The organism is Terriglobales bacterium (genome assembly GCA_035487355.1).
Classification (GTDB): Bacteria; Acidobacteriota; Terriglobia; order Terriglobales; family Acidobacteriaceae; genus QIAW01.
Genome location: DATHMF010000016.1, coordinates 66356 through 90426, shown reverse-complemented (window position 1 = coordinate 90426; position 24071 = coordinate 66356). Strand labels below are relative to the sequence as shown.

19 protein-coding genes and 1 tRNA gene are annotated in these 24071 nt (G+C 54.6%); 11 read left to right on the top strand and 9 right to left on the bottom strand.

All coding sequences use genetic code 11. The annotated features are described in order from the left end of the window. The coding region (locus tag VK738_02955; GenBank protein ID HTD21582.1) for a hypothetical protein at positions 1-981 on the top strand (981 nt) is incomplete at its 5' end. Between the two features lie 590 nt (positions 982-1571). Here VK738_02955 and VK738_02950 read toward each other — a convergent pair. Further along, positions 1572-4946, bottom strand: a complete 3375-nt coding sequence (locus VK738_02950) for a TonB-dependent receptor (GenBank protein ID HTD21581.1) — start codon at positions 4944-4946, stop codon at positions 1572-1574. A gap of 348 nt (positions 4947-5294) precedes the next feature. Here VK738_02950 and VK738_02945 point away from each other — a divergent pair, with 348 nt between their 5' ends. Then, the gene (locus VK738_02945; protein ID HTD21580.1) at positions 5295-6017 is read left to right on the top strand and encodes a GntR family transcriptional regulator; all 723 of its coding nucleotides are present in this window, start codon (positions 5295-5297) and stop codon (positions 6015-6017) included. A 186-nt stretch (positions 6018-6203) separates the two neighbouring features. Here VK738_02945 and VK738_02940 read toward each other — a convergent pair. Beyond that, positions 6204-6279: transfer RNA gene (locus VK738_02940), tRNA-Ala, on the bottom strand. An 87-nt stretch (positions 6280-6366) separates the two neighbouring features. On the opposite strand from VK738_02940, the gene VK738_02935 reads away from it, so the two are divergent. The 3 genes from VK738_02935 (at position 6367) to VK738_02925 (ending at position 10961) form a co-directional block, all read left to right on the top strand. Further along, complete coding sequence (locus VK738_02935) at positions 6367-7890, top strand: M20/M25/M40 family metallo-hydrolase (protein HTD21579.1); 1524 nt, start codon at positions 6367-6369, stop codon at positions 7888-7890. A gap of 97 nt (positions 7891-7987) precedes the next feature. After that, entirely contained in the window at positions 7988-9790 is a 1803-nt protein-coding gene (locus VK738_02930; GenBank protein ID HTD21578.1) for an MFS transporter, read from the top strand. Positions 9791-10028: 238 nt separating this feature from the next. Then, positions 10029-10961: a TerC family protein gene (locus VK738_02925; protein ID HTD21577.1), complete on the top strand. Its 933-nt coding sequence runs from the start codon at positions 10029-10031 to the stop codon at positions 10959-10961. Here VK738_02925 and nadB read toward each other — a convergent pair. Then, on the bottom strand, positions 10958-12547 hold the full coding sequence (gene nadB, locus VK738_02920; GenBank protein HTD21576.1) for an L-aspartate oxidase: 1590 nt from the start codon (positions 12545-12547) through the stop codon (positions 10958-10960). The genes VK738_02925 and nadB overlap by 4 nt on opposite strands. 244 nt (positions 12548-12791) lie before the next feature. Here nadB and aroB point away from each other — a divergent pair, with 244 nt between their 5' ends. Together aroB and ubiE are read left to right on the top strand one after the other, a co-directional pair. Then, on the top strand, positions 12792-13928 hold the full coding sequence (gene aroB, locus VK738_02915; GenBank protein ID HTD21575.1) for a 3-dehydroquinate synthase: 1137 nt from the start codon (positions 12792-12794) through the stop codon (positions 13926-13928). Further along, a complete protein-coding gene (gene ubiE, locus VK738_02910; GenBank protein HTD21574.1) occupies positions 13925-14689 on the top strand; it encodes a bifunctional demethylmenaquinone methyltransferase/2-methoxy-6-polyprenyl-1,4-benzoquinol methylase UbiE in 765 nt (254 codons plus the stop codon). The genes aroB and ubiE overlap by 4 nt, the downstream gene beginning before the upstream one ends. Positions 14690-14702: 13 nt before the next feature. Here ubiE and VK738_02905 read toward each other — a convergent pair whose 3' ends face one another. Then, entirely contained in the window at positions 14703-16016 is a 1314-nt protein-coding gene (locus VK738_02905) for a peptidylprolyl isomerase (protein ID HTD21573.1), read from the bottom strand. Between the two features lie 181 nt (positions 16017-16197). Between VK738_02905 and VK738_02900 the strand changes: the two genes are divergently transcribed. Genes VK738_02900 through VK738_02885 form a run of 4 tightly spaced genes read left to right on the top strand, consistent with a single transcriptional unit; the run spans position 16198 to position 19266 of the window. Further along, positions 16198-17592, top strand: a complete 1395-nt coding sequence (locus tag VK738_02900) for a cation diffusion facilitator family transporter (GenBank protein HTD21572.1) — start codon at positions 16198-16200, stop codon at positions 17590-17592. A 4-nt stretch (positions 17593-17596) separates the two neighbouring features. Further along, entirely contained in the window at positions 17597-18004 is a 408-nt protein-coding gene (locus tag VK738_02895) for an OsmC family protein (protein HTD21571.1), read from the top strand. Positions 18005-18044: 40 nt separating this feature from the next. Further along, positions 18045-18284 carry a glutaredoxin domain-containing protein gene (locus VK738_02890; protein HTD21570.1) on the top strand — a complete coding sequence of 80 codons (240 nt, stop codon included), beginning with the start codon at positions 18045-18047 and terminating at the stop codon, positions 18282-18284. Continuing rightward, positions 18241-19266, top strand: a complete 1026-nt coding sequence (locus VK738_02885; protein ID HTD21569.1) for a DMT family transporter — start codon at positions 18241-18243, stop codon at positions 19264-19266. Before VK738_02890 ends, VK738_02885 begins: the two co-directional genes overlap by 44 nt. 23 nt (positions 19267-19289) lie before the next feature. Here the strand turns inward: VK738_02885 and VK738_02880 are convergent, their stop codons facing one another. Genes VK738_02880 through VK738_02860 form a run of 5 tightly spaced genes read right to left on the bottom strand, consistent with a single transcriptional unit; the run spans position 19290 to position 23998 of the window. Next, the gene (locus tag VK738_02880; GenBank protein ID HTD21568.1) at positions 19290-20528 is read right to left on the bottom strand and encodes an MFS transporter; all 1239 of its coding nucleotides are present in this window, start codon (positions 20526-20528) and stop codon (positions 19290-19292) included. Positions 20529-20567: 39 nt separating this feature from the next. Beyond that, a complete protein-coding gene (locus VK738_02875; GenBank protein HTD21567.1) occupies positions 20568-21551 on the bottom strand; it encodes a bifunctional riboflavin kinase/FAD synthetase in 984 nt (327 codons plus the stop codon). Continuing rightward, the gene (locus VK738_02870; GenBank protein HTD21566.1) at positions 21538-22311 is read right to left on the bottom strand and encodes an MBL fold metallo-hydrolase; all 774 of its coding nucleotides are present in this window, start codon (positions 22309-22311) and stop codon (positions 21538-21540) included. The genes VK738_02875 and VK738_02870 overlap by 14 nt, the downstream gene beginning before the upstream one ends. Then, entirely contained in the window at positions 22308-22934 is a 627-nt protein-coding gene (locus VK738_02865; GenBank protein HTD21565.1) for a DUF1844 domain-containing protein, read from the bottom strand. Before VK738_02865 ends, VK738_02870 begins: the two co-directional genes overlap by 4 nt. Next, a complete protein-coding gene (locus VK738_02860) occupies positions 22931-23998 on the bottom strand; it encodes a glycine cleavage T C-terminal barrel domain-containing protein (GenBank protein HTD21564.1) in 1068 nt (355 codons plus the stop codon). Before VK738_02860 ends, VK738_02865 begins: the two co-directional genes overlap by 4 nt. Between the last annotated feature and the right edge of the window lie 73 nt (positions 23999-24071).

The following is a 24071-nucleotide window of genomic DNA, read 5'->3' as shown; positions in this document are numbered from 1 at the left end:
AGCCTGCACGGATTGAGCATCGTCAACGGTAACGTCGTTTGGGTCAGCGGCACGGGCGGGACATTCGTTCGTACCACAGACGGCGGCGAGACGTGGCAGGCCGGGACGGTCGCCGGGGCCGAGAAGCTCGACTTTCGCGACGTGTACGCCATCGACGGCGAGACCGCTTACCTGCTGTCGATCGGAAAGGGCAACGAGTCGCGCATCTACAAGACGACGGATGCTGGCAAGAACTGGTTGCTGGAATACACAGAGCAGAACCCGAAGGCGTTCCTCGATTGCATGGCCTTCTGGGACGCGACGCACGGCATCGTGGTCGGCGACCCATTGGACGGTAAGCCCGAGCTGCTGACAACCTCCGACGGCGGCGCGTACTGGGTGCCGCTTCAGTCGAACACGATACCTCCGGCAAAGAACGGTGAAGGCTCGCCGGCCTCTGGAACCTGCATCGCAACGTATGCTGAGGAGAAAGGGAGAAAGGAAAACTGGCGGGCGTGGTTCGTGACCGAAAACGCATCACGCGTCTTCCACACTGCCGATTCCGGCAAGACGTGGACCGCCTCCGAGGCGCCGCTCGTCACCGGCCTGAACCAGGGCGTCTTCTCGATCGCCGTCGTGGATGCCGACCGGCTGGTGATCGTCGGCGGAGACTATGATCATCCGCAGGTTGTGAAGCCAAATTCCGCCTACAGTGACGACGGCGGCAAGACTTGGAAGGAGAGCAGCCACCGTCCCGCGGGATACCGCTGGGGTGTCGCGGTTGTGCCGGACACGCCCGGTCCCACCGTGTTCGCGGTTGGACCAACCGGAATCGACTACTCGATTGATCGAGGAAAGAACTGGGAGCAGATGAACGAGGAGCACACCAACACGATCGGCTTCGCGGACGCGCACCGCGGCTGGGCCGTTGGAAGGAAAGGGCTCATCCTGAAGTTCGAAGGAACCGTTCCCGGTGGGGTCGCACCAAGTCCGAAGAAGTAAAACCTCCACAGAGCCAAAGAGAGACACAAATCCTTTGACTAGCGAAGAGGTCAGAGACCTTCGACGAGAAGTGAACTGTGTCCGGTTCCACTTGAACGCATAACGGGCGATCCGGAAGTTGAGAAGTTGCGACTGAGACCACCTCAAGTTCAACCTCCCCTAGACGGCTTGGTTGGTCAATGCCTTGCCTCGGCCACTCAACACGTCTTCTCTTCCAAGATCGCAGCAATCGAAAGCACGTGGCCTTGCCAACGACCGGTGCAGAAGCCGGTTTTATGAGGCCAATCATATCTGCAAATGCCGTCCAAAGGGTGTTTGGTGATGCATGACAACATAACTGATATCTACACATATATGCGGTTTGGTTCTGTGTGATTTGGTGGTTATACAGTTTTAGATTTCTATCCACAGGAGTTAAGACAAGACCACCGACACAACAGCCGGCGAGACGCCGGCGCTACGTCAACTGAACCACTACACTGCGATTTAACACTCTGCGCCAGAATATCACTAAAAGAAAATGCGGAACCGTTACCGGTTAAGGTAACGGTTCCGCAAGGTTAATTCTGACTTGACCGAAAGGCGTCAGGTTAGAAGTGATATTTCAAAGCGAACTGAACGTTGCGTTCTCCCTGGGCCTGAGTAACCTGGCCGAAGGTTGGTCCAACACGATCTGCTGGAGCTGCGAAGATTGGGGTGTTAGTGAAGTTGATGGCTTCAACCCTAAACTCCAGGTCCTGTCGTTCCGTGATGGAGAAGTGCTTGGAAACACTCAGATCAGCGGTTGTTAAGGCGGGGCCACGGAAGCTGCCAACGGCGCAATTGCCGAAGGTGCCAGGCAGAGCGGCCGTGACTGCGGCAGGGTTAAGCCATTGAATGCCTGTAGGAAGGCCGGTAGGACCGAACAGGTATCGCTGCGACCCATCATGAGAAACACCTGAAAGACAATTTGCACGAGGAAAGACTGAGCCCGTTCCGGAATTGTCAGGGCCTTGAGCGGTAATCGGGAACCCAGTGTGGAAGTTAAAGATGGAGTTTACCTGCCACTCTCCAGCAATGGCGTTGAGAACAGCATTTGCATGGCTACCAAACTTGCGACCGTGCCCATAGGGCAGGTCATAGCTAACGTAACCATTGAAGGCGTGCTTCACGTCATTCGGGCACAGACCATAATCCCCTCTCTTGTTGAAGGTGTTCTGGAAGAAGAAGTAATCGTTGCCCGCCTGGGTCTTACCAGGTTGGGTATCGCCATATTGAGCGAAGAAGCCCGAGGAGTTATTCAGACATTTTGAGAAGGTGTAGTTGGCCTGGAACTGGAGCCCATCTGAAAGGCGCTGTTGAAAAACTGTCTGTAATGCATGGTAATTGGCAAAGGCGCCCGATTCGGTGACTCTAACGAAACCAGCTTCACCCTTAAGAGTCGGGTTCCCAGACAGGAAAGGACTCGGTGAAGTAGTACCGTTCGGGTTTAACACCAACTGGTCTGCCCGATAGATATCCACCAAGTGCTGAGTTCTTTGGCCAACGTAACCCATCTGGAGAGTTGTTGATCGCCCAAACTGGTGCTGGATACTAACGTTCCACTGCTGGGAAACCGCAGGACGGAAGTTGGGGTCAAAGGCGTGAAGGGTTGAACTTTGGAAGCACGCAGGCGCTGAAGCAAGCGCTGCCGCAGGCGTGCAGGCCGCAGTGGGAAATGACGAGAAGCCCTGATCCAGAGTTGTAGCTGGAAGAGCTTGCGTCGTCAGATAAGTGACATTGTGAGGAATGGTAAACGGCGGATTCTGGAAGAGCAGGTTGTTGGTGCCAGTGCTTTCGGCGAAGTTGGAGATGCCATAAGCGGCACGGAAAACCGTGTTCTTCAAGAAGTCCGGCGACCAAGCCAAGCCGATGCGCGGCTGGAAGTTGGTGATGCCGTTATAGGTGTTATAGAGGGATTCACTGGCTCCGTTCTGGCCAGCCAGTTGAACCTGGCCGGTCAAAAGGCCGTAGTTGGTTGCCAGATCATGGACTTCATGCCGGGCGGTGGTGAGTTCGTAGCGCAGGCCCAGATTCAAAGTCAGATTATTGGTGATGCGCCAGTTATCCTGCGCGAATGCGGAATAGATGAGGTTGCGCATGCCGCGAGAACCCGCGCCTGAGCCGAGTCCAATCTGGTTCGGAAGTCCCAGCAGGAAGTCTGCTTCACCCATGCCTGGCGAGGCGGCACCACGGCTGGTAAATTGACCGTTGAAGAAGAGCTGACCAGCCAAACCTTCGTTACCGGGATAGAAGATGTTGGTGCGATAGCGGAAGAGCTGCGTACCAATGTGCCATGTATGCTTGCCGACGGTCCAGGTTACGGTGTCCTCAGCCTGGATTACGGTATCAGCAAACTGGTTCTTGGCATCGTTGTTGCCGACGAAATTACCAGCTCCGTTTATAAAGCCACCGCTCAGGTTTAATTGAGGCAGAAGCGTATCAGGTACACCAGCAATGCCAAAGACCTGGGCCAAGTTTTGGCCAGTGGGGTTCGACACGCCAAGCGTAACAGGGAAGTAGCTGATGCCGATGCGGCCATCATTGACTACCGAGGGAGTGATTGTCCTGGTCCAATCCACTACGCCGTTTTGAAGCGGAAAATCATTCAACGTGTCGCCGATCAATTTTTGGCTATTGGTGGTTGGGTTGGTTACTCCTTGTTGCGAATACCGAAAGAAAACGCGGTCTTTTTCACCCGGCGTCCAATCAATTTTGAAGTCGCCCTGATTGGTGTTGGTATTGCTATGCGTAAAGTTGGTCTGGTTATTTTGTGTGCCCCCATTGATGGGCAAGGGATACAGCGCAGAAGTAAGAATAGCCCGAGCTGCTGGACTGAAGAGGCCGGCAGGAATTTGGTTGTTCAAGAATGGGGTGCGAGTTGTCGGATTCGCACTTGAAAAAGGATTGTAAAGCTGCTGGGCAAGATTGTTACAGATACCGCCCGTAAATCCGGCAGTGCAGAACTCTCCAAAATCACCAGTTCGTTCTCTGGCGGTGAAGACCGTGAATTGCTGGTTGGTGCCGGGCTGATCAAAGCGCGATCCCTGAAAATCTGCAAAGAAAAACAGTTTATTTTTAATAATCGGGCCGCCAACCGTTCCGCCGAATTCGTTCCAACGCAGCAACGGTTTACGCCCGGTGCCATCCCGGTTTGTGGCTCCAGGAGTGAAAGGGCCGCCACGAGTGAGGCCGTTGGCCCAGGTGTTGGCATTGAACTTATCATTGCGGACAAACCAGAAGACATCTCCGTGATAATGGTTCGTGCCGGACTTAATGCTGGCGTTGATCACACCACCCAGATAGTTGCCAAATTCTGCCGATGCGTTCTGGGTAATGAGGTTGAATTCCTGAATGGCGTCAACGCTGGGAGCATAAGCTACATCGTTGTTGTCAATCTGGTTGTTATCCATTCCATCCAGAATGTAGTTGTTGGTCTGCTCGCGGTTACCGTTGATGTAAGGACGACCGACCTGGAATGAGGCCTGGGCACCTGTGAAGGACCCGGGGTTGGTGCTTACAGAACCCGGAGCAAGCAAACTAAGTTGGTTATAGTTCCTCGTAGCCAGAGGCAAAGTAGTGTTGGCACGTGCATCGATAATCGTGCTGAGTTCAGTGGTTTCGGTCTGAAGCACCGGAGCGGTACTTGTGACCTCGACCGACTCTGTGACTTGGCCAACCTTCAATTTGAAATCGAGGCGGGCGGTCTGATTCAGCACCAGAGTGAACGGCGGATAAACTGCCGTCTGGAATCCCTGAGACGATGCCTTGACCTTATAAGTTCCAACCGGGACGCGCGCAATATTGAAAGCGCCGGTGTCGTTCGTTTCGCTGGAAAAGGATGTTCCGCGATCCGTGTCTGTTGCCGTGACGATTGCGCCCTTGACCGGCGAGCCGCCCTGATCGACGACGGTGCCTGTGATGCCAGCCGTAACTTCCTGAGCCAACGCGGGCACGCTTATAAGGAACGCAATTAAGAAGAATAGAGTACATATTGATACAAGTCTTTTTATTGAATCGGATTTCTGTCTCACAGCACCCTCCTTGAAAAATTTTTAGTTATGAGAAACTGCCAAGAACCTCGGACTTATAAATGAGGACTTGCGCCTCTCTTTGTGAATTGGTATAAGCTATATAGCAGTTGGGACATTTGTCAAGGGAAAAATTGAGCACCTGTAACCCAACTATGACTTAATAATGGGCTTATCTGCTCTATAGCAGGTTGGCCTTTACAAAGAGCATCATAGCACTCATGATGGCTTGACCCTTGACCTTCAAGATAGAGAGGCGAAACATTGGCGCGCAATAATGGCAACTGGCCCCCGGCTTACCAGAGAATCCAGGGCACGATACGAGAGCGGATCGAAAAAGGGCTGCTCAAACCTGGTGATGCCGTGGATTCAGAGAGAGAGCTAGCGAAAATCCATCGTGTGAGTCTTATGACCGCACGCCATGCTCTGGCAGAGCTTCAACGCGAAGGTCTGGTGGAGCGCCGGCGAGGATCCGGTACCTTTGTCGCTCCACCCAAAATTCACTTCAACAAATTAACAAGCCTGAGCGAGGAGATGGCGAGCAGGGGACTATCGGCGCGCTCCCGAGTCTTGAGTTCGAGTGTCATCGATAACGCCAATGACATTGCGGCGCGCCTGGCTTTACCCGCCACCAGCCGGCTGCTGATGGTAGAGCGGCTCAGACAAGCGGCCAATGAACCGTTTGCCCTCGAAACCTGTTATTTTCCCGCGGACGAATTCGCTAATATGGCGCGGGTGCCTCTGGAACGAGGTTCGTTGTTTGCACTGCTGGAGCGCGAGCACGGGCTCGAACTGGCCCATGCGGATGAAGAGATTGATGCAACAGCGGCCGATCCTAGAACAGCGGAGCTGTTGGCGGTTACGCGAGGAGCGCCGCTGCTCAGAATTCGCCAGATCATATATTCCACACAAGGCAAAGCTATTCTTTACGTGCTGGGCCTCTATCGCTCAGACCGGCACACACTGCGGATTCGCAGATTCAGATAAGATGTGCGGTTGATTCAAAGTTTATAAAGCGTTTCAAAATCTTTAGAGGCGATAAACTTTTGATTCGCAGGGGCTGAAGCCGTGCCCTGATACAAAGCAGAAGAGCTTTGGCTGGTATGTTAGTTGGCCGGTGTGGTTCAATCGTGATCTTGCAAAACTTGTTTTTGAAAACACTCGTAAGGTTTTTGGTGGAGCTAGTCGGGATCGAACCGACGACCTCATCGTTGCGAACGATGCGCTCTCCCAGCTGAGCTATAGCCCCACGTGACAGGCAGCAGACAACCTGTTGCGGAGAACTTTATTTTACCAGTGGGTTCGGTTTGTGGCCAAACTTGCGTAAAGAACAGTCATGAATCTTGTTGCAGCCAACACGACACTTCCACTTTCACGCAGATTTTGCTTTTGTTTTCCACTCTTTTTGACTGCGCTGCTGCCTCTTGCCGCCTGGGGACAATCTTCAGCCGATACCGACAAGATCATTACAGAGGCTCTCAAGCCTTCGGCCCTGGAGCAGAACCTGCGCGTTCTGACCGACGAGGTCGGCGGACGCGTTCCGGGTACTCCGGCGATGCAAAAGGCAATCGTGTGGGCGGTGGATGCATTTAAGAACGCGGGCGAAGAGAATGTCCACGTTGAACCGTTTACCCTGCCTGTTTCCTGGACGGAAGGCGCAACCAAGGTTGGGGTAGTCGCGCCGGTTGATTTCAAAGTCCGGGCGGTTTCAATTGCGTGGGCGCCACCTCTGCGCGGCCTGGTGCGCGCGCGTGTAGTGGACGTGGGTGATGGCAGCCTGGCCAACTTCCATAATGCAAAAAACATTGCGGGCGCGATTATTCTAGTGCACAGCGATGTGCTGAAAAGCTGGGACGATCTTTTCGCGGAATATCTCAAAGCGCCATCCATTATTGAAGCTGCAGTCCATGGAAAAGCAGCGGCTATCGCTTTTATTGCCACCCGCGAGCATGACATCCTCTATCGTCATATCAACACGCTGAATGGAAATCTTGCGCCGTTGCCCATGGTTTTGCTGGCACGCGAGGATGGCGAGCGTATCGGTCGCCTAATTGCCGTCGGGCAGAAAGTAGAAGTAAGCCTGAGCATTCCTAATCAAGTTGGTGGTCCGGTGGAAAGCAACAATGTGATTGCCGAAATTCGCGGCAGCGAGAAACCGGATGAGTTCGTGGTGCTGGGAGCGCACCTGGATTCCTGGGAGTTGGGCACCGGCGCGCTGGACAACGGCTGCAACGCGGCGCTGGTGATTGACGCGTTGCGCGCGATCGAAGCCAGCGGGCTGAAGCCGCGGCGGTCGATCAGGTTCATCCTATTTTCTGGCGAGGAGCAGGGAACGCTCGGCTCGTGGGCTTACGTCCACGATCATCGCAAGGAACTCGACAACGCGGTTGCAGCCATCGTTTTTGATGAGGGTACGGGAGCGACCACGGGTTTCTCTTTGGGAGGACGCAACGAACTGCTCCCCGCGGCCACGGAATTGGTTAAACCATTCCAACAGTGGAAAGCCACAGGTCTCACCACCGACGCTTTTGTCGGAACTGACAATTTCGATTTTCTGCTGGAGGGCGTGCCCACGTTTGTAGCAAACCAGAAGGAAGCGAATTACTTGGAGAATTACCACGCCACCTCCGATACCTACGACAAAGTTGATTTTGTGCAGTTGAAGAAACACGTGGCCATAGCAGCGGCGCTGGCATTCGAGCTTGCCGACAGTCCGCAGCGCTTTGGCACACGGCAGAACCGCAAGCAAATAGAACAGCTTTTACAGGAGACCCACTTGGACGAACAGTTGAAGATTTTTGATCTGTGGTCCGGTTGGCTCAATAGCAATCGCGGACGTCAAGCGGAGGGAAAACAATAGTGAAGCTCACCACCCCTCAATCGGGCTGTTGTGGCTGCGCATTTTTGCCGCGAACCTGGACAGCAGCCGAAATCTCATCTGAAAAGGAATCGAAGATATGAGCCAGAGTTTAGGTGAAAGCAAGGTCGGTTATAACCGCTTTCTGTTGCTGGTAGCAGGGCTTGGTGGTTTGCTGTACGGAGTAGACGTGGGCATTATCTCGGGCGCATTGCCCTACCTTGAAGCCACTTCTGGTTTCAATGCAAGCCAGCTTTCTTTTATTGTCGCCGCAGTACTGCTGGGCAGCGTGATCTCGACTCTGTTTGCCGGCTTGTTGGCAGACTGGATGGGACGCAAATGGTTGATGGCGCTCAGCGGCATCATGTTCGTGATCAGCATTCCCATGATTGCGCTTTCTCACACCTATTGGACCCTGGTTTTCGGCCGCTTGCTGCAAGGCACCAGCGCCGGCCTGATCGGGGTGGTGATTCCTCTGTATCTGGCGGAGTGCCTGAACGCATCAAGCCGCGGCAAAGGCACCGCTATCTTCCAGTGGATGTTGACCTTCGGCTTTGTGGTCGCAGCCAGCATTACCTTGTATTTCAGTGGTCGCCTGGATCTCATTACGAAACTTGGCGATGCCGCCCAGATATTTGTCTTCAAAGATCATGCCTGGCGCAATACTTTTTGGTTTTCTCTGCCGCCGGGCATTGTGTTCGTGATCGGCAGCTTTATCGTGGCTGAATCTCCGCGCTGGCTCTTCCGTCGCGGCAAGAAGGAGGCAGCTTATGCTGCTCTTCTTCGTTCGCGCAGCGAAGAGCAGGCAACCGCCGAGCTCAAGGAGATGGAAGCAACCGCTGCCGCGGAAAGCGCCAAGGGCTCAAAAGGGGAGAAGATCAAGGAATCACTGTTGCGCCGCAAGTACGTGATCCCCTTTGTCATGGCCTGCATTATTCTGGCCTGCAATCAACTCACAGGCGTGAATTCAATCATCGCCTACAACACCACGATTCTCCTGCAGGGAGGCCTTACCGACTTCCAGGCCCACTGGGGCAACCTGGTCTTCAGCATCGTCAATTTCTTAATGACCATGGTCGCGGTTGCGCTGGTGGACCGCAAAGGACGCAAGTTCCTGCTTTCGGTGGGGACTGCGGGCATCATTATTTCGCTGGCATGTACGGGCATCCTCTTCCAAAGGACAGAGCAAAAGCAGGTGGATGCTAAAGATGCGGTCCAGAAACTGGTGACCCCAGATCAGAGTTTGACTCTGCCTTTCGATCAGAAGACGGCTGATTCACTGCTCGCCGCAAAAGGCGAGGCCGGTAATGTTATCAGTGGCCGTCCATCGTCAATCGTGGTTATCTACTCCTATGGGGACTTTCGTGATGCTACCAGCGTCGCTATTTCCAATGACGTTGCGGCAAAGCCGATAAGCATCGAACGCAAGCTGCCCGGCAGCGCGGTGGAAGCATTTTTCAAGTCTCCATCTGCCAACCTTGAGGCGGCAAGAACAGCCCCGCTCAAGATTGACGCTGCATTGATTACTCCTGTGCCCAGCCAGAAGAATGGTTGGCTGGTGGCCATCACGCTCTATCTTTTCATGGCGTTCTTCGCGGTCGGCCCTGGGGTTTGCGTGTGGCTGGCCCTCTCTGAACTCATGCCCACGCGCATTCGCTCGAACGGCATGAGCATCGCGCTCTTGATTAACCAGGCGGTATCCACCACAATTGCAGCAATCTTTTTGCCCACGGTAGGCAAACATGGCTACTCCTTCATGTTCTTCATGTTTGCGGCGTGCACCGTAATTTATTTCATCACTGCGGCATTCTTCCTGCCTGAGACTAAGGGTAAGACGTTGGAAGAGATTGAAGAGTTTTTTGAGGGCGACAAAAAGAAGTCTGAACTCGCGGCGGCCAAATAGCACTAGCGCAAAAAATTAAACCGCAGAGGATGCTAGAGGTACGCAGAGGCAGATGACCCGCTAAGGCCTCTTCAGCTTGGGCTCTTGTCTAAGCGAAGGTTTCTGCAAGATGCCAATTGGAGACGTAGCCAGCTACGTCTCTACCCATCTCGTTTGGCACCGGCCAATTGTCTTCCAATGGAAAAATTCGGATTCACGGTTTGGCAGAGTAGCGCTTTCTGTACAATCGGCAGAGCGCATGAACGAGGGAATCTGGTTTTGGGTTTTCTTTAACGCCGGTGTTCTGGTGCTGCTGGCGCTGGACCTGCTGGTTTTGCATCGCAAGCCGCGCGCCATCAAGTTTCGTGAGGCCATAGCTGGAGCCCTTTTCTGGACCTTGCTGGCGGCTGCCTTCGCTGCTTTGGTGTTCTATCGCGGAGGCAGCCAGAAGGCGCTGGAGTTTACCACCGGCTATCTTATTGAAGAGTCTTTAAGCGCAGATAATCTTTTTGTCTTCCTGGTCATCTTCCGCTTTTTCAAAGTTGGAGATGAGCTGCAGCACAAGATCCTATTTTGGGGAATCATCGGCGCGCTGGTGACCCGCGGTATTTTCATTGTGCTGGGCGTGTCTCTGCTGAGAAGGTTTTCCTGGATCATCTACTTGTTTGGCGCGTTTTTGGTTTATACCGGCATCCGGCTATTCAGGGAAGATGAGCAGGAGGTCCACCCGGAGAAGAACCCGGTGCTCAAGCTGGTCCGCCGTTTTGTGCGGGTGACAGAAAACTTCGAAGGCAGCAAGTTTTTTGTCCGGCGTGGACCTGAGCTATGGGCAACGCCGTTGTTTTTTGTGCTGCTGGTGGTGGAAACCACAGATGTCCTGTTTGCTACGGATTCCATTCCGGCAGTGCTGGCGGTCACCCCGGACCCTTTTATTGTCTATACGTCGAATGTGTTTGCCATTCTTGGACTGCGTTCCATCTACTTTGCTCTGGCAGGGATGATGGAAATTTTCCATTATCTGAACGAAGGGCTTGCCGTCATTCTGGTGTTCATTGGAGCCAAGATGCTGCTCTCTCATTACTTTGTTATCCCTACAGGTTGGGCGCTGGGAGTTGTGGCCGGCATTCTGGTGATTTCGGTTGCAGCGTCGCTCATATTTCCGCAGAAACAGAAAGAAAAGACAGTTAGTTAGGCGAAGCGAATGTCTGGGCCATGCATGATGGAATGCTTCTTAAACTGAGTGTCGTTGTGCTGAGGGAAATCGGTGCGATAGTGTGCTCCGCGGCTTTCTTTTCTCGCGAGAGCAGAGCAGGCGATCAGCATGCCGTTGATGGCTATGTTGTGGGCTTCCCACTCACGCCGGGATTTTGGCTGGGGTAGAAGGTCTTGCGCTTTCTTCAGCTCAGCAATGCAATGCTGCAACTTCTTGCCGTCACGGACGATGCCTGCATCTTGCCATATCAATTTGCGCAGCGCCTGAATGTGGGTTTCAAGTTGTTTTGGGTTTAGGTCTGGGCTGGAGTGGTGCAATTGCTGTTTGTTTTCCGTTGAAGCGAGAGTGGATGTATTTTTTTGCAGGTGCAAAGCCTCCCGCATAGCTCTGCCCGCGCGCCCGCCAAAGACCACGCCTTCCAAAAGGGAATTGCTCGCCAGGCGATTGGCGCCATGGACACCTGTGGCGGCAACTTCTCCGGCGGCGAACAGCCCGGGCAGGTTGGTTTTGCCGTCGAGATCAGTACGTACGCCACCCATGGCATAGTGGGCCGCGGGGCGAACCGGAATCATATCTGTGCTGATATCAATGTTGTATTGCAGGCAGGTCTCGTAAATACGCGGGAAGCGCGATTTTATGCGCTCTGCGCTCAAATGGGTCAGATCCAGGTAGACCACGGGGTCGCGTGCGGGGATGACCTCCATCTCATGCACAATAGCGCGCGCCACCACATCGCGCGGCGCCAGCTCCGCCATCTCGTGATACTTAGGCATGAAACGCAGCATCTCCATATTGCGCAACTTTGCACCTTCGCCGCGCAGAGCCTCGGAGATCAGGAAGCGGGGAGTGTTTTTTACGTAGAGAGCAGTGGGATGGAATTGTACGAACTCCATATCGCTGATTTCGGCGCCGGCGCGAAAGGCCATGGAAACGCCATCGCCGGTGGCAATCGGGGGATTGGTGGTTTCGCTATAAACCTGTCCGATGCCGCCGGTGGCCAGCAAAACTGCTGAAGCTTTAAGACGATGAATTCCTCCAGACTCATCGATCAACTCGATTCCGCTCACGCGGCCGTCGTGCAGCCAAAGATCGGTACTGAATTCAAAATCGCTGAAAGAAATATTGGCCAGAGTACGGGCTTTGGCTTGAAGCGCCCTGCCAATTTCGCGTCCGGTGGAGTCGCCATGGGCGTGCAGAACGCGGGAGCGGCTATGGGCCCCTTCACGGGTAAAGGTTAGCTTGGTGCCATGGCGGTCAAAGGCGGTTCCCCAATCAATCAGTTCCTGGATTCGTTCCGGCCCCTCTTCCACGAGCACGCGGGCAGCTTCAGGGTTGCATAAGCCGTCGCCGGCATCGAGCGTATCCTGCAGATGCAGTCCAATATCATCTTCGTCGCTCAACGCGACAGCGATGCCGCCCTGGGCATACTGCGTAGCGGATTCACTGAGTTCGCGCTTGGCCAGCACCAACACGCGTCCGGCTTCCGCGAGCTCGATAGCGGCGCGCAGACCGGCAACCCCGGCTCCTACAACGATGAAGTCTGTTTCCTTGGGGATGGATTTCATGGACGGAGCTAGTCTAACCAATTAGTCCAACATTCGATGGTAGCATTTCATCTAAGGGCTCCGCAGCCAAAAGAAGGCTGCTACCAGCGTTCTTCATAGAATGCCTTGCGGCGGCATGGCGATGGAGATATCCTCGGGGTCCTTCGACTCGGCGCAAGCGCCTCGCTCAAGATGCAGGTCTTTTATGAGCACTAGCAGAGGCGCGACATCCCTTCATTCGTAGCTGCGGATTCAAAAACTATTTATGAAAGCAGTTGTACGTTATGATGAAAGCGTGCATCGAGTATCGGTTCGGGTAAAGCCACAAGCGTATGAAGCAGTTATTGGCAGCGGTCTGCTCAGCTCTGCTGCTGATGAAATCACTGCTGCGCTGGGACGTGCCAGCGGCAGCGGGCGAGCTTTTGTGGTCACAGTTCCGCCTGTACGCAAACATTGGGAGAAGACGCTGCTGGGTTCGCTGAAGAAAAAGGGAATTCAATTCCATGTACTGGAGATGCGCAATGGTGAGCGCTACAAAAACATCTCCACGGTGGAACAGCTCGCCGAGAAAATGGTAAAGCTGGGGGCGGACCGCGGGTCGTTTGTGATTGCGCTGGGCGGAGGCGTGGTGGGAGATGTCTCTGGAATGCTGGCCTCAATCTATATGCGCGGCATCCCTTGTATACAGGTGCCCACTACCTTTCTTGCACAAGTGGATGCCTCTGTCGGCGGCAAAACCGCGGTCAACCTGGCCTCGGGGAAAAATCTTTTGGGAACGTTTCATCAGCCCCGGCTGGTGCTGGCCGATATCGCCACACTCGCGACTTTGCCGGAGCGTGAATACCGCTCCGGACTGTATGAGGCCCTGAAGTGCGGGGTGATCCGCAACGCGGCAATTTTTGATTTCATGGAGAAAGAGCGTGAGCGCGTTCTGGCACGCGATCCTGCGGCGCTGGAATGGCTCATCACGGAATGCATTCGAGTCAAAGCTGAAGTCGTAGAAGCAGACGAACGGGAAAACGATTTGCGCCGTATCCTCAACTTTGGCCATACCATTGGCCACGCCCTCGAAGCGGAAACCTCATACCGCTACTTCCTGCACGGAGAAGCAGTCGCCTGGGGCATGGTGGCGGCTTCGATGATCGCAGCCGCGATGCAAAAAACTTCCGCAGAAACCGCGCAGCGGATCATCAATTCGGTGCTGGCTTACGCCACTTTGCCTAAAGTCGAAGTGCGCAGCAAGAACATTGCTCGCCGGATTCTCTCTGACAAAAAGACCGCCAATGGTGTGACCCATTTTGTTTTGCCGAGCGAGATCGGGAAGGTGCAGATTTCGAGCGAGGTGCCGCAAAAGGCGGTGCTGCAGGCGGTGGATGAGCTGCGTTACCTTTCACACGCATGATGCCTGCCGAAGCTGCCAAATCCGAACATATTGTGGGAGCTGCGCCTGCCGGCGCGGGCGACCAGAGCGCAGCGTCGCAGGCGGTGCGCGAGATGTTTACCGCCATTGCGCCGCGCTATGATCTGCTGAACCACGTACTTTCCTGCAATGTTGACCGGCTTTGGTGGTGGCGCACGGCGCGTACGTTCAAGCATATTCTTCAACAACCCGAGGCGCGGGTGCTCGACCTGTGTTGCGGAACGGGTGATATGACGCTGGCGCTTTTGCGGCAGGGGGAAGTTTTGCAATCGCCGATTATTGGTGCGGATTTTTCTCATGCCATGCTGCAACGTGCGGCAAAAAAAACATTGGCGAAAAACATCCGGCTGATCGAGGCCGATGCGCTGCAACTGCCATTGCCTGATGAGCGCTTTGATCTTGTGGTTTCGGCCTTCGGCTTTCGCAACCTCGCCAATTACGATGCCGGGCTGCAAGAAATTTTGCGAGTGCTGAAGCCGGGAGGCGAGATCGGCATTCTTGATTTCGGCGAGCCTAAGGGATTGCTGGGGAAGATTTATCGCGTGTACTTCCGCCGTGTGCTGCCCTTTATTGGCAGCATGATATCGGGCGTTCGCGGGCCTTATGCCTATCTGCCCGCTTCTGTAGAACGCTTTCCCGAACCTGAAGAGATGCTGAAGAGGATGCGTGCAGCAGGATTCCGCGATGCCGTATGGAAACCTTACTCATTCGGCATCGCGGGTTTGTTCAGAGCTAAGAAGTAGTTGCAGAGCTAAATCAATGTGCCGCATTGGCAGCAGCCGGAGTTTTTGCCGGCTGAGCTTTATGCACTATATTGTTGGCGGTTTTTGCCTTGCTCGTTTTCGGAGCAGACGCGGGCTCGTCAGTTGCATTATTAGCCGGAGCCGAAGGGGCTTTCCCAGAAGCCGGTGCCGGACCGGAGGTTGGCGCTCCTCCGAAGTATTTTTCATTGAGATCACTCTTAATATTTCCCGTGATCGCATCACGAGCATCCTTCAATTTTTCAGGCTGCAACTTGCGTTGGATCTCTTCTTTGACGTCGCTCAGAGGCAGGGTGCGCTTGGATTCCACCTTGTAAAGGTACCAGCCGCCAGGATTGTCGAACAGTTTTGAAACCCCGCCTGCATCCAGAGCAAAGACCAGTGCATCCTGATCTGGAGGCAGAATGCCATGGCGCCGGTTCCCCATCTGAGTAGGCGGAGGCGTTTGCTTTGTGCCAGCGGCATCAAAGGCCTCTTTTTCCAACTTGTCCAGATCTTCGCCTGCGGCGGCGCGGTCATGGAGTTTATCAGCGGCAGCTTTTAAAGCATCCGCATCTGCCGGCTTTGGGGTTGCATCATTTGCATTAGCCGCAGTTGGGTTCGCCGGAGTTGAAGTGGGATTGGGAGCCGGAGCGGGCTTGGGAATATAAAGCCGGCGCAGAGATACTTCTGCGAAGGCTGAAGGATTATCGTTGTAATACTTTTCGATTTCAGCATCGGAGAGTTTGGTGTTTTCCTGCAGTTCCTGGTTTAAAGCCATGGCCAGGACTTGCATGCGCGATAACTGCAGCATCTCCTCGATGAGTGGGTCTTTATTCTGCAGGCCCCTTTTTTCAGCCTCGTGCGACATGATGTACATGTTTACATATTCCTTGGCTACGGCCTCTTTGACTTGCGAAGGAATATCACCACCCGCAGGTCGGCGGCTGCGTGGAATTGCGGCGTCAAGGACCCTATCGAATTCCGCTTTGGTGATTACTTTTTTGCATGTAGTTTTGGGAGCATTCGCAGCGGCATTAGCGTTGGACGGGGCAGCGCCTGGGCAAAAATTCAATGTAATAACCGGAGTGCTGGGAGGCAGAGGAGGCTGCGCAGGAGCTTCCGGTTGTGCGGGCGCCGCAGTTGCATTCCCTGGCGCGGGAGCTACGGGTCTTGCAGGTGATGATTGCGCGTTTCCGGCTGCCGGGGCAGGCGGAACTGCTGGAACTGGAGCAGGCGCAGGGCTGGCGTTGGCTGGTTTAGAGTCCTGCGCAGCCAGGCTTAAAGAAAGCGCAAGAATGAAAATAAGGTTAAAAAACAAACGAGACATTGCTTCCTCCGTGGGGATCAAACATAGGAATCAAAACAGAATGAGAATCCTAGCACAAACGGGAGTCTGAGGCTCCGCAGCCAAAACAAGGCTCTAGCCTCTGTGAAACTGGCCACAGTGGGCGGGCAATTGCGATAATGCAGGGATGCCGCGAGCCGAGGTCCAAAATAGCGCACGAGTTATGCGCCGGGAAAAGCGCACGGTGGCGCGCAACTCCGTGGCGGCAGCCGTAGTGGTTACCGGCCTCAAGCTGGTTGTAGGCCTGGCAACCGGCAGTCTGGGTGTTCTGTCAGAAGCGGCCCATTCCGGGTTAGACCTTGTGGCTGCCCTGATCACATTGTTCTCGGTGCGTGTGTCGGACAAACCAGCAGATGCTGACCATCAATATGGACACGGCAAGGTCGAAAATTTTTCTGCCTTTATTGAAACCGGTCTTTTATCGCTGACTTGTGTCTGGATTATCTGGGAGGCAATTCGCCGCCTGTTTTACCACCACGTGGAGATTGAACCGACAAGGGTTGCTTTTGTGGTGATGATTTTTTCCATGATCGTGGATGTCTGGCGTTCCCGTGCCTTGAAGAAAATTGCCGATAAATACCAGAGCCAGGCTTTGCAGGCAGATGCGTTGCATTTTGGGACTGATGTTCTCTCCAGCGGAGTCGTCATTCTCGGGTTGCTGCTGGTTCTGGCCGGGAGAAGGTTACAAATTGCCCAACTGCAGAACGCCGACACGGTGGCGGCGCTGTTTGTAGCCGGTGTTGTAATGTATGTCAGCTCGCGGCTGGCACGCCAGACGATAGATGCACTGCTCGATGCCGCTCCTGCGGGTGTACGCTCCCAGATTATGAACGAGGTTGCACGGATTGACGGAGTGCTGGAGGTGGACCGGGCCCGAATCCGCCGCGGAGGGAACAAATACTTCGCTGATCTTTCCGTGGGCCTGGGGCGCAATGTGACCTTCCAGCGCTCGGAGCAAATCACCGACATGGTCACGCAGGCGGTGCGGCGCGTCCTTCCCGATGCCGACGTGGTTGTGCACTCTCTGGCCCGGCCGACAGGCGCAGAAAATATATTTGACCGTATCCGTGCGGTTGCGGCGCGCAATAATCTCAACGTGCATGACGTCAGCGTGCAGGACCTGAAAGGGAAGCTGCACGTGGAGCAGCACCTGGAGCTGGCTGAAACCCTGAGCCTGAAAAGCGCGCATGACGTTGTGACCCAAATTGAAGGCGAGATGCGCCGGGATGTGCCTGAAATTTCTTCCATTCTGACGCATATCGAGAGCGAGCCCTCTACCATTGAGCCCGGCGACCGGATGCAGCAGAACGCTGACCTGGAAACGCGCCTCAAGAACATCGCGCGCGAATTCCCGGAGGTGGTCGACATGCACGACGTTGTGTTCAAACGTGTGCGCGACCGTATGTATCTTTCATGCCACTGCACCATGTCGGATGAGCTTCCGCTGGCGCGAGTCCACGATATTTCTACTGCGTTGGAGACCCGTTTCAAGCAGGAGGCCCCCGAGCTTTTCAAAGTGCTAATTCATCCCGAACCGCAAACCGACAACCGGAGATAAATCAATGTCACACGTAACAGCCAGCGCACGCTGGACCGACGGAGAACGTTTTACAGGAATTGCCGGCAGCGGCCACGCCATGGTGATTGATGCCGATCGCCAGCGTAATACCGCTGTGGGGCCCATGGAGCTGGTGTTGATTGGTTTGTGCACATGCACGGCGACCGACGTGGTCAGTATTTTACGGAAAAAACGTGAGCCCTTTACCGGAGTGGATGTCCACGCTGAGGCAGAGCGCGCGAGCGAACCGCCGACCGTGTATACCAACATCAAGTTGATCTACAAAATCAGCGGCGCGGTTTCGCGGAAGGCGGCGGAGGATGCCGTGCGGCTCTCCAAGGAAAAATATTGCTCGGTTTCTGCCATGCTGCAGAAGACGGCAGAGATTACGAGCGAGATTGAGCTGGCATAAATTCTGCATCTTTTGCCTCGATTTGTTAGTCTGATGCGCTATGAAGCAAAAAGCTGTAGTCGTTTTCTGCCAGGATGGCTGCGCACCCTGCGAGTGGGTGAAAGCTTTCCTTGAGGTCAAGGGAATCGCTTTTGAAGAACGCGACGTGCGCACCGACCCAAACGCGGTACGCGATCTGGTGGAAAAATACCGAAGCAACTCGACTCCCACAATCATTGTGGATGAAGAAGTGATGATTGGTTTCGATCCCGAACGGCTCGAGAAGATGCTCTCTGACTAACGACGTAAACAATTCCCAATCTGCGGGCCTGCAGAGTCCTCATCCCTGGCGCGGTTATTTCTACATCGCGGCGGCCGCCTTGTGCTGGGGAGTTTCCGCTAATTCAGGCAAGGCCGTCTTCAGCGGACATAGCCTCTGGGGTCTGCCCCCGTTGCAGCCACTCGATGTGCAGATTCTCTCGCAGAGCAGGGTGACAATCGCTTTTCTCGTGCTTGCCTCTTTGCTGCTGCTCGTGCGAGGCAAGAAAGCTTTTGCTATCGGCCGTGGAGATGCCCTGCGTTGCATGGGACTGGGCGTGCTGGGTGTAGCGCCCGCAAACTATTTCTATTACTACGCTATTTCTGCGACGTCGGTCTCCATTGCCATCATCGTGCAATACACTGCGCCGGTCTGGGTGCTGCTCTATATGGTTTCACGCGGTTACGAGCGCGTGACCCTGGCCCGGGTTTTTGCTGTGGTTGCGGCCGTGCTGGGAATCGCACTGGTGATCGGAATTGTAGGACAGCAAGGCGTGCACCTGGTCTGGATGGGCGTTGTGGCGTCTTTGCTGGCGGCATTTTCGTTTTGTTTTTATACCGTGTACGGACGAACCCTGCTCGGTTCGCATGACCGCTGGCAGGTGATTGCTTACGCCCTGTTGGGAGCGTCGTTATTTTGGATTGTAGTGAATCCGCCGTGGAAGATTGCAGCGGCGCACTATTCCAGTCAGCAATGGATCTTTATGGCAGCGTTCGCGTTTAGCTCAATGCTGATTCCATTTTCGTTTTTCTACGCTGGATTACGCCATCTGGACCCTACCCGTACCATCGTTACGAGTTGCCTGGAACCTGTCTTTACGATTCTGATTGCCGCTACATTTTTGGGAGAACACCTGGGATTCTGGCAGATCATTGGAATCGTGCTTGTGTTGGCGGCGACCGTGGTAGTGCAGGTACCAACGACCACCAGCGTTATATCGAAAAAAACTCCGGTATCGGTTTGAATGCTGGGTTGCGCGGAAATACTTTATTCCAGAACCTTGCCCTTGGTTTCCGGCAATTGTGTGGCGCTGAGCATCGAAAGAAATAATGATGCGGAACAAAGATAGAAGGCGCTGCCCAGGCCATATTTTTGTCCGAAGTATCCGATGACGGTCGGAGCTATTGAGCTTATCGTACGCGCGCCGTTGTAGGTGAAGCCAAGAGCGCGGGCGCGAATGCGCGTGGGATAGACCTCGCTGCCAATGATCCCCGACCCGGAGAAAAATCCGGTGGCGAAGAATGCAACCGGCGTGCCCAGCAGCAGAAGCGTGCGAGGATCTGTGGCGCGAGCGTAGAGCAACACCAAAAGCGAGGCCAAGAGCGTGTACAGCACGCAGGATTTTTTTCTGCCGAACTTATCCGCAACCCAGCCAAAGGTTCCGTATCCAGGGAACATGCCGGTAAGATTCAACGCGACCAGCATGATGGTCATCAAGCCAACGTCGAAGCCGCGTCCGCCTTTGGAGACCGGAAGCTGCAGGTAGCTCGGAATCCAGGTAAATAATCCCCACCAGGCGAACATGCCGAAGAAATTCATGAACAGCAACGCCATGGTCGTTTTAAGGTAAGGGCGGGAAAAGATTTCGGAAAACTCTATTTGCGGCGTGGCTGTCGTTCCGTGCTTGCGGGTGAGCCACATTTCGGATTCAGGGACATCTTTCCGAATCCAAAAGACGACCAGTGCAGGCAGGACCCCCACAAAGAAAACCACTCGCCAGTTGGAGTACTTGAGAACAATGCCTGAGACCAGAGCAGCCGCAGCGTAGCCGAGCGCCCAGGAGCTTTGTACGGCCGAGATGGCCTTAGCGCGCAGCTCGGTAGGCCAGGTTTCGGCGACTAGGGTTGCTCCTGTGTTCCACTCGCCGCCCATGCCAAGTCCGAGAATAAAACGGCATGCCGCCAGCATGGCTACTGAGGTGGCAAGACCAGAGGCGAAGGAGCAGAGAGAATAGGTAAGAATGCTGAGCATCAGCGCTTTGGTGCGGCCGATGCGGTCGGCGATCCATCCGAAGAATACGCCGCCAATGCCGGAAGCAAGCAGAGTGAGCGTGGCTATCTTGCCCGCTGTGGCCTTGCTGATGCCGAAGTCGTTCACGATGGCGGTGATGACCAGCGCGTACAGCATGACGTCGAAACCATCGAGCAGCCAGCCCAGGGCCGCGGCGATCAGCGTACGGCGCTGGACGGCAGTGACTTGTGAAAAGGAAATAGAGGTTGCAGCCATGAGTTGAAGGCAAAGCGCAGATTGTACCGCTTTCCTTACTTACGGGCGAGAAAATGATTTTCGTGAAAACGACTTTAAAGCCCGGAAATAACGCTGGCTGCGCTGCACATCTTTAGCAATTTGCGCGCGCAAGGCTTCAACAGAAGGGAATTTAATCTCATCGCGCAGACGATGCAGAAAAAAGATTTCTACCGGCGTTTCAGGGGTAAGCGCGATCGGATGAAAATTCAGCAGGTGGCTTTCAATCGCAAACGAATCAGCCCCAAACGTTGGACGATTACCGACGTTTGTGACCGAATCAAAGCATTCGCCGTTAATAACGGTTTGTGTGATGTAGACTCCATGGGCGGGAGCCAGCCCTTCATAAGGGCCCAGGTTGATGGTGGGCACGGTGTATTTGCTCCCGTATCCGCGTCCTGCGGCGGGAGTGGCGGCTATAGAAAAGATTCGTCCTAAAAGATGCCGCGCGCGATCTACGTTTCCCCGTTCGAGAAGAGTGCGAATCTGGCTGCTGGAAACGGTGATGCCGCGTATCTTCTGCTCGGGGTAAATGACGACTTCAAACCCGAATTCCTTTCCGAATTCCACCAGGCGCTCGATGTTGCCCATTGCTTTGTGTCCAAAATGGAAATTAGCGCCTTCGTGGACTTCTTCTGCCTTTAGCTGCTGCCGCAGAATCTCCTGGGCAAATTCGCGCGGTGGAATGATGGAAAAGTCGCGAGTGAAGGGAAGCACCAGCGTTGCATCCAAGCCGGTTTTTTCCAGAAGCTTCAACTTAACAGGCAGAGGTGTGACCAGTTTGGGCGCAGAGTCTGGGCGCAAAATCCGGACAGGGTGCGGCTCAAACGTAACGGCGAGAGACTTTAGGTGCTGCGCTTTGGCTCGCGTTACTACCTCCTGCAAAACCGTGCGATGGGCGAGATGCACTCCATCAAAATTGCCGACGCTGACAATGGTGCTGCCAAAATCAGCAGGCACTTCCGCGAGATTGTGGAAGATGCGCATGGTCTCAGTAAATTTCAAACTCCAGCTTCAACCCGTCATAGGCGAGCCTGACGTTGGGCGGCAAAGCAGCATTGGTTTCCTCATGGCCTAGATCATGCGAGATATGAGTAAAGAAAGCCCGTTTGGGCCGCAATTGCTCGACCAAGCCCAGCGAATGCTCCACGTTGGAGTGCGTAGGATGTGGGCGGTGGCGCAGCGCGTCGAGAAACAAAATATCCAAATCGCGCAACAGAGACATTGAGTCTTCTGGAATCTCGCTGAAGTCGGTGAGATAAGCGGCGCGGCCAAAGCGAAAGCCGTAAATTTCAGCTTTGCCATGCAGCAGCCTGACCGGGAGAAAGTGCGCTCCAAACAAAACCAGGTCGCCGTTCAGCGGACGCAGCTCTACCCGCGCCAGCGTGGTGTAATCCGGATCAGGATCAAAGATGTAGTTGAACGAATTCTTGATTTGTGCGGCCGTTTCCGGATAGGCATACAGCGGAATCTTCTCTGGGTTGCGAAAACTCAAGGGACGAACATCTTCCAACCCGAGTATGTGATCGGCGTGGGCGTGCGTATACAGGATGGCATCTATGCGGCTCAGCCTCTCGCGGATGGCCTGGGCGCGGAAGTCTGGAGTGGTATCAATCAAGACCACGTGGCTATCGTACGCAACAGTGATTGACGGCCGGGTCCGGTTGTCGTGGGGATCAGGTGAGGTGCAGACCTTGCAAGTGCAGCCCAGGGTCGGGACGCCCATGGAAGTCCCGCTGCCTAGGACCGTTAATGTGGCATTCACCTCTTGGCACCCAGAATAGAGCCAGGGCCGCCAGGGCCTTCTTTTGCGCCGCCCTCTGGGGGACGAGTGATTGCATTGGTGAGCTCCAGGTAGGCCATGCGCAAATCAAACAACGACTGCTGCAAAAGAGTTTGCTCGGCAACGGTCAGGTTGCCCTTGGTTTTTTCATTGATGATGCCGATGGTGTCAATGGTCTGGCGTGCGCCTAGAATATCGGCGCGTGGTTGCTCGCCTTCGGGTGCCATGAGTCCGAGTTGCAACATAGCGGTCATGTAGAGGGATGCGATCAGCCGTTCAAAGGTCATTTCCAGAGACTGGGTGCGGCCTCCGGTTTTTTCGCGCAGAACTTCATCCAGGCGCTTGTTTCCCTCGGAGTATTCGCGGCTCTGGGCTTCGTGCTCGGACTGGGTAACCGGAGGCGCTTCCCGCAGATGCTCAACCCGCGCGGTCTTGGTAGAGTCTGGCGGAGCTGCGGCCGGCTGCGCAGCGGGCGCTGAAGCCTGCGGAGTTTCCGGCGCCTGTTCTGCAGTAGGCTCTGCCGATTCGTGGCGAAGCTGGCCCTCGTCCGTGAATTTGCGGCGATCGGTTACGACGAATTCTGGCTCTTGTTTTTTTTCTTTCATATGGATTCAAAGGGCAAATTGCTGACCGTGGCGCGTGCGCCGTTCACTGTTACTTCGGCGCCAGGGACGCCAACTTCGCGCCGGATGTAGCCCAAGCCGATGGTGCGATCTTCGCTGGCCAGGGGCAGCATAACAACGCTGGTGATCTCGCCCACTTCCTTTCCATTAGATTCAATCTTTGCACCCGGAGCAGGAGCGGCTCCGGTGAAACGAAATCCGGTAAATTTACGATGCACCTGCCCGCGGGAGTGGATACGCTCAACGATTTCCTGTCCAACATAACAGCCTTTCTGGAAGTTGAGCGCCCGCGATTGCTCCGTCTCCTGCGGCAGATCGCGCTCGCGGATGTCCTGTCCGTAGCGCGGAAGACCTGCAGCAACCCGGGCAAGTTCAACCGCCTCCGCCCCAACTGGTTGCGCTCCGGCTCGAACCAAAGCCTTCCAAACTGTGGCGGCGTGGTCGGGTGACATCCATATTTCATAACCCTCGTCTTTATCTGTGCACACCAGGTCCGAACGCACCAGTGAGACTCCAACATTTTCTACGACTGTATCCAGTACTTGCAAAGCTTGCAATCCAACTTTCAAACCCAGAGATTGCAGGAGGGTTGCGGCTTTTTTTCCGCTAACCCCTATGCTGGTGAGTTTGCCGCTGGTGTCAGAGACCTCGACGTCATCCATAATGATGTATTTATTGAAGGTCTCCAAAAGCTTGGATGCCTGCCAGGCATCGGTATCCACCAACAAGTGCTCACCTCGATTGTAAACATAGAGGTCGGCTTGAATGCGTCCCTGGGCATTCAATAGAAAATTGTAGCTTCCAAAATTGAGGGCAAGATCGCGAATATTATTCGTGACCATGCCGTTCATCCAGCGTACACGGTCTTCGCCGGTGATGGTCAGCTTGGCACGCCAGCCGAGGTCGTAAACAGCGCACCCTGAATACAGGGTGGTGAACTCCGCAGCGGCATTACCCCAGCCCAGTGCAGTTTGCACACCACGGTATTCGCCCATGCGTGCGCCGGAACCGGCCAGTGTGTCGTAGAGTGGGGTCTTCAATTCCATGCAGAACATTTAATTATAAATAGTCGCACCGGGACGCAGAAATCGCCGGATTGAATAATCTGGTCATACGCTC

What these genes read in the sequence shown, in the direction of transcription:
- VK738_02935 (HTD21579.1), top strand. Translation starts at nt 6,367, where the DNA reads ATGAATCTTGTTGCAGCCAACACGACACTTCCACTTTCACGCAGATTT.
- VK738_02930 (HTD21578.1), top strand. Translation starts at nt 7,988, where the DNA reads ATGAGCCAGAGTTTAGGTGAAAGCAAGGTCGGTTATAACCGCTTTCTG.
- VK738_02925 (HTD21577.1), top strand. Translation starts at nt 10,029, where the DNA reads ATGAACGAGGGAATCTGGTTTTGGGTTTTCTTTAACGCCGGTGTTCTG.
- nadB (HTD21576.1), bottom strand. Translation starts at nt 12,547, where the DNA reads ATGAAATCCATCCCCAAGGAAACAGACTTCATCGTTGTAGGAGCCGGG.
- aroB (HTD21575.1), top strand. Translation starts at nt 12,792, where the DNA reads ATGAAAGCAGTTGTACGTTATGATGAAAGCGTGCATCGAGTATCGGTT.
- ubiE (HTD21574.1), top strand. Translation starts at nt 13,925, where the DNA reads ATGATGCCTGCCGAAGCTGCCAAATCCGAACATATTGTGGGAGCTGCG.
- VK738_02905 (HTD21573.1), bottom strand. Translation starts at nt 16,016, where the DNA reads ATGTCTCGTTTGTTTTTTAACCTTATTTTCATTCTTGCGCTTTCTTTA.
- VK738_02900 (HTD21572.1), top strand. Translation starts at nt 16,198, where the DNA reads ATGCGCCGGGAAAAGCGCACGGTGGCGCGCAACTCCGTGGCGGCAGCC.
- VK738_02895 (HTD21571.1), top strand. Translation starts at nt 17,597, where the DNA reads ATGTCACACGTAACAGCCAGCGCACGCTGGACCGACGGAGAACGTTTT.
- VK738_02890 (HTD21570.1), top strand. Translation starts at nt 18,045, where the DNA reads ATGAAGCAAAAAGCTGTAGTCGTTTTCTGCCAGGATGGCTGCGCACCC.
- VK738_02880 (HTD21568.1), bottom strand. Translation starts at nt 20,528, where the DNA reads ATGGCTGCAACCTCTATTTCCTTTTCACAAGTCACTGCCGTCCAGCGC.
- VK738_02865 (HTD21565.1), bottom strand. Translation starts at nt 22,934, where the DNA reads ATGAAAGAAAAAAAACAAGAGCCAGAATTCGTCGTAACCGATCGCCGC.
- VK738_02860 (HTD21564.1), bottom strand. Translation starts at nt 23,998, where the DNA reads ATGGAATTGAAGACCCCACTCTACGACACACTGGCCGGTTCCGGCGCA.